The organism is Falsiroseomonas sp. (genome assembly GCF_051860665.1).
Lineage (GTDB): Bacteria > Pseudomonadota > Alphaproteobacteria > Acetobacterales > Acetobacteraceae > Falsiroseomonas.
The window spans coordinates 34,685-44,989 of record NZ_JBHYDM010000017.1 but is presented as its reverse complement, the minus strand read 5'-3'; the positions used below and the strand labels follow the sequence as shown (position 1 = coordinate 44,989).

The window sequence follows — 10,305 nt, the reverse complement described above, 5'->3', positions numbered from 1 at the left end:
AACGCCGCGGGTCTCGCGCCCTTGTCGCAGGGCAGGGGGGCCATTACTCTCTCTCCCCTTCATCAGCTTGAGCACGGCAGGAAAAACATGTTCAGGGGATCGCTCGTGGCGTTGATCACGCCCATGCACGCCGATGGGTCCCTGGACGCCAAAGCGTTTTCCGATTTCGTCGCCTGGCAGATCGCCGAGGGCACGCAGGGCCTGATTCCGGTGGGCACCACCGGCGAAAGCCCGACGCTGAGCCATGCGGAACACCACCAGGTGGTCGATCTCTGCATCGCCGCCGCCGCCGGCCGCGTGCCGGTGATCGCCGGCACGGGGTCGAACAGCACGGCGGAGGCGGTGGACCTGACGCGCCATGCCAAGGCTGCCGGCGCGGACGCCGCGCTGGTGGTGACGCCCTATTACAACAAGCCGACCCAGGAAGGCATGTACCGCCACTTCATGGCCATCGCCGATGCGGTGGACCTGCCCATCATCATCTACAACATCCCGCCGCGCAGCGTGGTGGACATGTCGGTGGAGACCATGGCGCGGCTGGCGAAGCACCCGAATATCGTGGGCGTGAAGGATGCGACCGCGAACCTGACCCGCCCGCTGCACACCACCGCCGCCATCGGCCCGGACTTCTGCCAGCTTTCGGGGGAGGACCATACGGCGCTCGCCTTCCTGGCCGCCGGCGGGCATGGCTGCATCAGCGTCACCGCCAATATCGCCCCCCGCCTGTGCCGGGAGATGCATGACGCCTGGGCGGAAGGTCGCATCAAGGACGCGCAGGCGATCCAGGCCCGGCTGACCCCGGTGCATGACGCGATGTTCTGCGAGACCTCCCCCGGCCCCGTGAAGCTCGCCGCCAGCCTGCTCGGCCACGGCACCGATTTCTGCCGCCTGCCCATGGCCCCCGTGGCGGAGTCGACGCGCAGCCGCGTCCGCGCCGCCATGACGGGGGCCGGATTGCTGAACTGATGGCGGAGCCCAGGAAGAAGAAAAGCGCGCTGATCAGCCACGGCATCGCCGCCCAGAACCGCAAGGCGCGCTTCGACTACAAGATCGGCGAGGAGATCGAGGCCGGCGTGATGCTGGTGGGGCCGGAGGTGAAGTCGCTCCGCTCCGGCCGGGCCACGCTCACCGAGGCCTGGGCCGGCGAGCGCGACGGCGAGATGTGGCTGTTCAACTGCTATATCCCCGAATGGCAGGCCGGCAGCCATGTGGCGAGCTTCGAGCCGCGCCGCCCCCGCAAGCTGCTGCTGCACCGCAAGCAGGTGAAGGAACTGTCCGCCAGCATCGCCCGGGACGGCATCTCGCTGGTGCCGCTGGCCATCCAGTTCAACGAGCGGGGCGTCGCAAAAATCCTGCTCGGCGTGGGCGAGGGCAAGAAGAAGCACGACAAGCGCGCCGCCATCGCGGAACGCGACTGGTCGCGCGACAAGGCCCGGCTGATGCGCGACCGGGGCTAGCATCGAAGCCCTCCCCCGGTTGGGGGCGGTGGGCTGGTTGGGTGGGGGCACCTCGACACGGTGCCGCAATGACGGGCAGGCTCCCGCGAGATGCTGGAGCCGTGCCGATGCGCAAAATCCTGATTCTCCTCGCCCTGCTGGCCGCTTCCTGCGCCGGTCCGGCGCCCGCCGCCGACCCGGCGCTGCTGGGCATCGCCATCCCCGGCACGGGGCGGGAGATTCCGGCCCGGCTCTGCCGGCCCGATGTCGCGGGGCCGGTGCCGCTGGCCGTCATCAACCACGGATCCCCCGCCAATGCCGCCGCCCGCGCCGGCATGGAGCCGCAGCCCTGCTCGGCGGAGGCGGTGCGCTGGTTCCTCGACCGCGGCTTCGCCGTGCTGCTGCCGCTGCGCCGCGGCTATGGGGCGGAGGCGGGAGCCTGGGCGGAAGCCTATGGGCCCTGCGCCAATCCGGATTTCGCGGCCGGCGGGCGGCAGACGGCGCAGGATATCGCCGCCGCCGTGGCCGCCGGCCGCGCCCTGCCGGGTATCCGGCCGGACGGGGTGCTGGTGGTCGGCCAATCCGCCGGTGGCTGGGGCGCGCTGGCCCTGGCCTCGGCCCCGCCGGAAGGGGTGGTCGCGGTGGTGAACATGGCCGGCGGCCGCGGCGGCTGGGCCGGCGGCCAGCCGAACAGCGTCTGCGCGCCCGACAGGCTGGTGGCCGCCGCCGGCCGCTTCGGCCAGACGGCGCGGCTGCCGACGCTGTGGATCTACACCGCCAATGACAGCTTCTTCGCCCCGGAGCTGGCACGGGCCATGCACCAGGCCTTCACCGCCGCCGGCGGCCGCGCGCAACTGGTGGCCCTGCCGGCCTTCGGCGCCGATGGCCACGGCCTGTTCTTCGGCCGCGGCGGCAGCGCGGTCTGGGGCCCGGTGGTGGAACCCTTCCTGATGGCGCAGGGGTTTCGCACCCGGTAGGGACGGGCGGTCATCAGCCGCCCCGGGCCTGGCTTAGGGTCCGGCCCGGGCGCGGGGCGGATCGAGCCATGGCCTGGATGTTCCGAAAGCTGCGGCGCCCCTTGCATCCGCTCGCCGCATCGGCACCTATCGCCACGAGGAGATCGCGATGCCCGAGGACGAGGATATCCCGCTGACCGGAAGGGTGCGGGAGAAGCTGGTCGAGACCAAGCAGGGCTGGGCCCGGGATGGCCGGCTGCTGACCGGCACCACCTCCACCCCCGAGGCCGATCGCCTGCCGCCTGGCCAGCGCCTTGTGTCCGATTTCCCGGTGCTCGACCTGGGCGTGCAGCCGGATGTGAGCCGGGAGAAGTTTCGCCTGCGGATCGAGGGCCTGGTGGCCGCGCCGCTGCGCCTGACGCTGGACGAATTTTTGGCCATGCCGCAGGCGCGCCGCCGCAATGACATCCATTGCGTCACGCAGTGGTCGCGCTACGACAATGACTGGGAGGGCGTGCCGGTCCCGGACCTGCTGGCGCTGGCGCGGCCGAAGGAGGAAGCGCGCTTCGTCGCGCTCACCAGCTACGACGGCTACACGACGAATCTCGCCATCGAGGATTTCGCGCGGCCCGAGAACCTCTTCGCCCATTCCTGGGCGGGCGCGCCGCTGGAGCGCCAGCATGGCGGGCCGCTGCGGCTGGTCGTGCCGCATCTGTATTTCTGGAAGAGCCCGAAATGGCTCACCCGTGTCGAGCTGCTGCGCGAGGACCGGCCCGGCTTCTGGGAGGTGCGCGGCTACCACAATCGCGGCGATCCCTGGATGGAGGAAAGGTATGGCTGAGGTCCCGCGCCGCGCCCTGCTGGCCACGCCCCTGCTGATGGCCGCGGCCCCCGCCCAGACCGTCTTCGACTTCCGGCTGGAGGCGCTGGAGGGCGGGCCGCTGGCGCTGTCCGAGTTCCGCGGCCAGGCGCTGCTGGTGGTGAACACCGCCAGCTTCTGCGGCTATACGCCGCAGTATGAGGGGCTGCAGCGGCTGCATGACCGTTTCGCGCCAATGGGCTTTGCCGTGATCGGCGTGCCCTCCAACGACTTCCGGCAGGAAAGCACCGAGGCCGCGAAGATCCGCGAATTCTGCGAGACGGTCTATGGCATCACCTTCCCCATGGCCGGGCTGACCACGCTGCGCGGGCCGCAGGCGCATCCCCTCTTCGCCTGGCTCGCCGCGCGCGCCGGCGGGCCGCCACGCTGGAATTTCCACAAGTACCTGGTGGCGCGGGACGGGCTGGCGGTGCGCAGCTTCCCGACCTCCGTGGCGCCCGAGAATCCCACGCTGCTGCAGGCTGTGCAGGCGGCCCTCGGTGGCATGCCGACGGGGTGAGAGGGAGTCTGCAACTTTGATGTTGCTGCCCCGTTACCCCGCTGTCGTGAACCGAGGGACACCCCATGAACAGCATTGTCTATATCGTCGGCGCCGTGGTCATCGTCATCGCCATCCTGAGCTTCCTCGGGCTGCGCTGAAGAATGGACGGGGGCGTGGCCTGCCGCGTCCCCACCCGCCTTCTCAGGCGATGAGGGGGAGGATCCGCTCCACCGCGGTCTCGAACATCTCCGTCGTCAGGCGGCCCGTATTCTGGTTGTAGCGGCTGACATGATAGCTGTCCGCCAGCACCACCCCATCCGGCAGCACGTGCTGCGCGCCATGGGCGAATTTGTACCGTGCCACGGGAATGCGGTGGCTCTTCAGAAATGCATTATGCGCCACCAGCCCCAGCGCCAGCACCACGCGCAGCTGCGGCATGGCCGATCGCTCCGCCACCACGAAGCGGTTGCAGGTGGTGATCTCGGCCGGCGTCGGCAGGTTCTCGGGCGGCACGCAGCGCACCGCATTGGCGATCCGCACGCCGCGGAGCTGCATGCCGTCCTTCGGATCCTCCCGGTATTCACCGGCCGCCAGGCCGTATTTCAACAGCGTGGCATAGAGCAGCTTGCCGGCGAAATCGCCGGTGAAGGGCCGGCCCGTGCGATTGGCGCCGCGCACCCCGGGCGCCAGGCCCAGCACCAGCAGCCGCGCCTCGCTCTGCCCCCAGCAGGGCACCGGCCCATTGTGCCACTCCGGCCATTTTTGGCGATTTTCCATCCGATAGGCCACCAGGCGCGGGCAGAGCGGGCAGTCGTGGCTTGGCGTCTCGGGCGTCCCCGGGTTGGGCGGCTGCAAGGCGTGGTCTTTCCGAGGTTCGGGCGGTAGAGCGCGGGATATGATCCTGATCGCCCTTGGCGCCAACCTGCCCGGCCCGGATGGGCGTGATGCCCTGGCCACCTGCCGCGCCGCCGCCGCGGCGCTGGATGCCTTGCCCGGCCTGCGGCTGCGGGCGCTGTCCCGCTGGTATGCGACCGCCCCCGTGCCGCCCAGCCCCGGCGCGCCCGACTATGTCAATGGCATGGCCCGGCTGGAGCCGCGCCCCGGCGCCACGCCGCCCGACCCCGCGGCGCTGCTGGCCGCCTTGCAGGGCATCGAGGCCCGCTTCGGCCGGGTCCGCCCCTATCCCAATGCGCCGCGCACCCTGGACCTGGACCTGATCGACCTGGACGGGCTGGTCCGGGACGCGCCCGACCCCATCCTGCCGCATCCCCGCGCCCATCTGCGCGCCTTCGTCCTGGCGCCGCTGGCGGATGTGGCGCCGGGCTGGGTGCATCCCGGCCTCGGCGCCACGGCGGCGGATCTGCTGGGGCAGGTGGGGCGGGCCGGGGTGCGCCCGCTCGGCTGAGGCTTCAGGAGATCGGCGTGCCGGCGCGGAAGGCCTGCGGGTTGCGGGCTTCCTCCGCCACCAGGGCCACCAGGAAGCGGCGAATATTCTCCCGCACCGAGCCCTCATTGGCCAGGCGCAGCCGCTCGACCGCGGCGAAGGCGGCGCTGAAGGGGGCGGTATAGGCGGCCTCGATGGTGCGTTCGAAGACCACGGCGCCGGTCTCCACCGAGGTCAGCCGATAGGCGACGGTCGAGGTGACCTCCAGCGAGGCGCCCATCAGCGGCTGCCGCAGCGCGCCGAGCGTGGCATCCAGCCGGAAGCGCCCGCCCTGGATGGCCAGCATCGCATGGGTGCCGAGGCTCTGCCGCAGCGCGCTCGCAAAGGCCTCGTTGGAGACCTGGGAGGTCCACATCGGGTTGGTCTCCTGCCCGCCGCCCAGCGTGCCGGTGGCCACCGCCTGCCGCAGCCCGGAGCCCTCGGCGATCATGGTATCGGCCGAGAGGGGCACCGTCATCGCCCCCGGCGTGGCGCCGCTGGCGCAGGCCGCGAGCGGCAGGATCAGCGCCAACGCCAGCCCGCGCAGGGCGCGACCCCATCTTCCGCCGGCGCTGCGGGCATGGAACATTGCGGTTATGACAAAAGCATTCGGCACGCTGGCGATCCTCTTTTTCCTGACGGGCTGCGGTGCGCGGCAGGCGCAGCCGCCCGCCGAATCGACCGGGCTCGATGATCGTTTGAGCTGCGCACACATTCAAGGCGAGCTTGCCGCCAATCAGGCGCGGCTGCCGGAACTGGCGCGGGAATCGGAACGCCGCGGCGCGGACAATGCCGGGATGCTGCTGCTGATGGGCCTGGGCGGATGGCCTTCATGGACAATGGCGACACCCAGCGCAGCGAGACGGCGGCGCTGGAACGGCGCAATGCCCGGCTGCGGGACCTGGCGGCCGCCCGCGACTGCCCGCCCGGAAGCTGAACTCGCGCGCCTTGCAAGCGGCGCCCGGGCTGGCTACATGGAGCGTTCACCATAGGGTGGGGAGGGGAGTCCCGCGCGCAGCGCCTGCGCCTCGGGTTCCCCGCACTATTCCCCCCGCATCGGGATTGGAGCCGCCATGGCGCGCGTTACGGTCGAGGACTGCATCCTCCGCGTTCCCAACCGCTTCGAGCTGGTTCTGCATGCGGCGCAGCGCGCCCGCAATGTGAGCCGCGGCGAGGAGCTGACGGTCGATCGCGACAATGACAAGAACCCGGTCGTTGCGCTGCGCGAGATCGCCGAGGGCACGGTCGACCTCGACCTGCTGCAGGCCGACCTGGTGAAGTCGCTGCAGCGCGCGCCGGAGCCGGAGCCGGCGGAGGAGGAGGTGCTCGACCTCATCGCCACCGACGAGAACATCTTCGGCGTCATGGACGTGAACGAGGAAGCGATCGGCGACGGCGCCGGGCTGGAAGACCTCTCGGCCGACGATATCGAGGCGGCGATCGCCGCCGAACTCGGCGGAAAGCGCTGACGCCGGATCGACCGCGCAGGGGCCGCGAGGCCCCCGCGCCCCGGCCAACGGCCAGGATCGGCCGCAAATGAACGCGCCCGACGGCATGCCGGCCGGGATCGCCCTGGACCCTCCGCCCGCCGCCCCGGCGCCCGCCCCCGCGGGCCCGACACCGGCCGGGGAGACCATCGGCCAGGAACTGGCCCGCCTCGTCGCCGCCTATTCCCCCCGCGCCGATACGGCCATGATCGAGCGCGCCTGGGTCACCGCCAGCGCCGCGCATGAGGGCCAGAAGCGCGACAACGGCGACCCCTATATCATCCATCCCGTCGCCGTGGCCCGCACCCTGGTGCAGTACCGGCTGGACGCCGCCTCCATCGCCACCGCCCTGCTGCATGACGTGGCGGAGGATACCAAGGTCGGCCTGGCCGAGCTGGAAAAGCGCTTCGGCAAGGAAGTCGCGCGGCTGGTGGATGGCGTCACCAAGCTGACGCGCCTCGAACTGCAATCCGAGCGCACCAAGCAGGCCGAGAATTTCCGGAAGCTGGTCCTCGCGATGTCCGAGGATATCCGGGTGCTGCTGGTGAAGCTGGCGGACCGTCTGCACAACATGCAGACGCTGCACTTCGTCCCGCAGGAAGCCCGGCGACGCAAGACCGCCCGGGAGACCATGGAGATCTTCGCCCCGCTGGCGGAGCGCATCGGCATGGACGCGCTGAAGACGGAGCTGGAGACGCTCGCCTTCCGCGAGCTGGAGCCGGATGCCAGCCAATCCATCGTCGCCCGCCGCGGCTTCCTCTACGGCCAGGGCGCCGACCTGATCGCCGAGATCCGCACCGACCTGAAGCGGGTGCTGGAGGAGGCAGGGATCAACCTGCTGGAGCTGACGGGGCGGGAGAAGTCGCCCTATTCCATCTGGCTGAAGATGCACGGCAAGAGCATCGAATTCGAGCAGCTCTCGGACATCATGGCCTTCCGGGTCATCGTCCCGGACCAGGCCGCCTGCTACCAGGCGCTCGGCGTGCTGCACTCGGCCTATCGGGTCGTGCCGGGGCGGTTCAAGGATTATATCAGCACACCGAAAACCAACGGATATCAGTCCATCCATACCGGCCTGACGGTGCCGGAACGCCGAAACGCCAAGATCGAGGTGCAGATCCGCACGCGGGAGATGCACGAGGTCGCCGAATACGGCGTGGCCGCGCATTGGATCTACAAGCAGGGCGGCGAGGCCGCGCGCGACCAGCAGAAATTCCCCTGGGTGAAGGCGCTGCTGGAAATCCTGGAACAGGCGAGCGAGCCGCAGGAGTTCCTGGACGCCACGCGGCTTGAGCTGCACCGCGACGAGGTCTTCTGCTTCACGCCCAAGGGCGAGCTGATCGCGCTGCCGCGGGGATCCACCTGCGTCGACTTCGCCTACCAGGTGCATAGCCAGGTCGGCGACCAATGCGTCGGCGCCAAGATCAACGGCCAGATCAAGCCGCTGCGCACGCCGCTGGAAAACGGCGACCAGGTGGAGATCATCACCGCCCGCGGCGGCACGCCCAATCCGCAATGGGCAAGATTTGTTGTCACGGGGAAAGCCCGCGCCCGCATCCGCCGCTTCGTGCATGCCGAGCAGCGCCAGCAGCAGCAGCAGGAAGGCCGCGCCGCCATCGCCAAGGCCTTCCGGGCGGAAGGCGTGGAATTCTCCGAGAAGCATATGGAGCCGGCGCTGAAGGCGCTGAAGCAATCCAGCTTCGAGGAGCTCTGCCTGGTGGTCGCGGCGGGCGGGGCCAGCGCCAAGGATGTGCTGCACGCGGTCTATCCCGAGCTGCGCGGCCCGCCGCGGGCGGCCGATTCCCTGCCGCTGGCCCGGTCCCGCCCGCGCGCCGTGCCGTTGGCCAAGGGCGGCTTCAAGCGCGACGTCACCATGGGCATCACCGGCCTGGTGGCGGGGATGGAGGTGCACTTCGCCGGCTGCTGCCACCCGCTGCCGGGCGACCGCATCCTGGGGATTGTCACCACGGGCAAGGGCGTGACCGTCCACAAGACGGATTGCCACAATCTCTCGGGTTTTGCCGAAAGCCCGGAACGCTTCATCGACATCGACTGGGACTATGGCGGCGGCGCCGGCGTGGCGCATACCGGGCGGATCGACGTGGTTACCGGCAATGACCGCGGCGTGCTCTCGGCGGTGACGGAGGCGATCGCGCGGCAGGACGGCGCCATCGAGAATATCCGCATCGTCCATCGCGGTCCGGATTTCCAGGAGATCGCGGTGGATGTGGAGGTGCAGGACCTGCGCCACCTGTCCAATATCATCGCCGCGCTGCGGGCGCTGCAGGGCGTGGCGCAGGTCGAGCGGTCGAAGGGTTAGTTCGTCTCCATGATTATCGGCCTCGGCAGTGACATCATCGACATCCGCCGCATCGAGCGGGTGATGCAGAAATACGGTGACCGTTTTCTCGCCCGCATCTACACGCCGGCGGAGCGCGCCAAGGCGGAGCGGCGCACCGAGAAGATCCGCGCCGCCACCTATGCCAAGCGCTATGCGGCGAAGGAGGCCGCCTCCAAGGCGCTCGGCACGGGCTTCCGGGCCGGGGTCTTCTGGCGCGACCTGGGCGTGGTGAACCTTTCCTCCGGCCAGCCGACCCTGCGGATGACGGGCGGCGCCGCGGCCCGGCTGGCCGCCATCACGCCCGCCGGCCTTGTGTCCCATGTCGCGCTGACCATGACGGACGAGTTCCCCTATGCCCAGGCCATGGTCATCATCACCGCGGTCCCGCTGCCGCGCATGATGCCCCCGTCATCGCAGCTTCCTTGACAGGTTGCATCGCCTCGCGCTCTATCCCGCCCCGCAGTGACGCGTCCGGCATTTGGGGCGTCCGTTGAGGATGCCCGCGCAAATTCCCACCATGGCCAAACACAAGTCGGGCGGCTGGCTCGAATCCATCAAGACGGTGGTCTATGCCGGGCTCATCGCCATCGGCATCCGCACGGTCGCCTTCGAGCCCTTCAACATCCCCTCCGGCAGCATGATCCCGACGCTGCTGGTGGGCGACTATCTCTTTGTCTCGAAATACTCCTACGGCTATTCGCGGCATTCCATGCCCTTCAGCCCGAACCTCTTCCAGGGCCGGATCTTCGGCAGCCTGCCGGAGCGGGGTGACGTCGCGGTGTTCAAGCTGCCGCGGGACAATGCGACGGACTATATCAAGCGCATCATCGGCCTGCCGGGCGACCGCATCCAGGTCCGTGCCGGCGTGCTCTATGTGAATGGCCAGTCCGTGCGGCGGGAGCTGATCGGGCCCTATACGGTGGAGGGCGACGGCCCCCGCCTGGTGGTGCGCGAATACCGCGAATTCCTGCCGCCGCAGCCGGGGATGGTGGCGCATGCGCACAACATCCTGGAGATGTCGGACGACCAGCCCTTCGACAATACCGGCGAATACCGGGTGCCGGAGGGCCATGTCTTCGCCATGGGCGACAACCGCGACAATAGCCTGGACAGCCGGGCGCAGAATGCGGTGGGCTTCATCCCGGTCGAAAACCTGGTGGGCCGCGCGGAATTCATCTTCTTCTCCGTCGATGGCTCCGCCCGCTGGTGGGAGGTCTGGGCCTGGCCGATGGCGATCCGTTGGAGCCGCCTGCTCAGCGCGGTGCGGTGAAGGCGCCGAACACCCCAGGCCGGGGGCGTGG

Annotated in this window: 13 protein-coding genes; 11 read left to right on the top strand and 2 right to left on the bottom strand. The window is 69.8% G+C overall.

Features of this window, described 5'->3' with window-relative positions; translation table 11 throughout:
• Positions 1-87: 87 nt before the first annotated feature.
• The 5 genes from dapA (at position 88) to ACTIF1_RS17040 (ending at position 3,771) form a co-directional block, all read left to right on the top strand.
• Complete coding sequence (gene dapA, locus ACTIF1_RS17060; protein ID WP_439597646.1) at positions 88-966, top strand: 4-hydroxy-tetrahydrodipicolinate synthase; 879 nt, start codon at positions 88-90, stop codon at positions 964-966.
• Positions 966-1,457, top strand: coding sequence for an SsrA-binding protein SmpB (gene smpB, locus ACTIF1_RS17055; protein WP_439597645.1), 492 nt, complete (start codon positions 966-968; stop codon positions 1,455-1,457). Before dapA ends, smpB begins: the two co-directional genes overlap by 1 nt.
• 107 nt (positions 1,458-1,564) lie before the next feature.
• Positions 1,565-2,413 carry an alpha/beta hydrolase family protein gene (locus tag ACTIF1_RS17050; protein ID WP_439597644.1) on the top strand — a complete coding sequence of 283 codons (849 nt, stop codon included), beginning with the start codon at positions 1,565-1,567 and terminating at the stop codon, positions 2,411-2,413.
• Positions 2,414-2,561: 148 nt separating this feature from the next.
• The gene (locus tag ACTIF1_RS17045) at positions 2,562-3,233 is read left to right on the top strand and encodes a sulfite oxidase-like oxidoreductase (protein ID WP_439597643.1); all 672 of its coding nucleotides are present in this window, start codon (positions 2,562-2,564) and stop codon (positions 3,231-3,233) included.
• Complete coding sequence (locus tag ACTIF1_RS17040) at positions 3,226-3,771, top strand: glutathione peroxidase (protein ID WP_439597642.1); 546 nt, start codon at positions 3,226-3,228, stop codon at positions 3,769-3,771. The genes ACTIF1_RS17045 and ACTIF1_RS17040 overlap by 8 nt, the downstream gene beginning before the upstream one ends.
• A 183-nt stretch (positions 3,772-3,954) precedes the next feature.
• Here ACTIF1_RS17040 and ACTIF1_RS17035 read toward each other — a convergent pair whose 3' ends face one another.
• Entirely contained in the window at positions 3,955-4,608 is a 654-nt protein-coding gene (locus ACTIF1_RS17035) for a uracil-DNA glycosylase (protein ID WP_439597641.1), read from the bottom strand.
• Between the two features lie 40 nt (positions 4,609-4,648).
• Here ACTIF1_RS17035 and folK point away from each other — a divergent pair, with 40 nt between their 5' ends.
• On the top strand, positions 4,649-5,158 hold the full coding sequence (gene folK / locus ACTIF1_RS17030) for a 2-amino-4-hydroxy-6-hydroxymethyldihydropteridine diphosphokinase (protein WP_439597640.1): 510 nt from the start codon (positions 4,649-4,651) through the stop codon (positions 5,156-5,158).
• Between the two features lie 4 nt (positions 5,159-5,162).
• Here folK and ACTIF1_RS17025 read toward each other — a convergent pair whose 3' ends face one another.
• Positions 5,163-5,765: a hypothetical protein gene (locus tag ACTIF1_RS17025; RefSeq protein WP_439597639.1), complete on the bottom strand. Its 603-nt coding sequence runs from the start codon at positions 5,763-5,765 to the stop codon at positions 5,163-5,165.
• Between the two features lie 7 nt (positions 5,766-5,772).
• On the opposite strand from ACTIF1_RS17025, the gene ACTIF1_RS17020 reads away from it, so the two are divergent.
• From ACTIF1_RS17020 to lepB, 5 genes are all read left to right on the top strand, one after another.
• Entirely contained in the window at positions 5,773-6,168 is a 396-nt protein-coding gene (locus ACTIF1_RS17020) for a hypothetical protein (RefSeq protein WP_439597638.1), read from the top strand.
• 81 nt (positions 6,169-6,249) lie between these two features.
• Positions 6,250-6,645 carry a DNA-directed RNA polymerase subunit omega gene (rpoZ, locus tag ACTIF1_RS17015; protein WP_439597637.1) on the top strand — a complete coding sequence of 132 codons (396 nt, stop codon included), beginning with the start codon at positions 6,250-6,252 and terminating at the stop codon, positions 6,643-6,645.
• A gap of 67 nt (positions 6,646-6,712) precedes the next feature.
• A complete protein-coding gene (locus ACTIF1_RS17010; RefSeq protein WP_439597636.1) occupies positions 6,713-8,983 on the top strand; it encodes a RelA/SpoT family protein in 2,271 nt (756 codons plus the stop codon).
• Between the two features lie 9 nt (positions 8,984-8,992).
• Positions 8,993-9,430: a holo-ACP synthase gene (gene acpS / locus ACTIF1_RS17005; RefSeq protein WP_439597635.1), complete on the top strand. Its 438-nt coding sequence runs from the start codon at positions 8,993-8,995 to the stop codon at positions 9,428-9,430.
• A gap of 91 nt (positions 9,431-9,521) precedes the next feature.
• Positions 9,522-10,274, top strand: coding sequence for a signal peptidase I (lepB, locus tag ACTIF1_RS17000; RefSeq protein WP_439597634.1), 753 nt, complete (start codon positions 9,522-9,524; stop codon positions 10,272-10,274).
• Positions 10,275-10,305 lie beyond the last annotated feature (31 nt).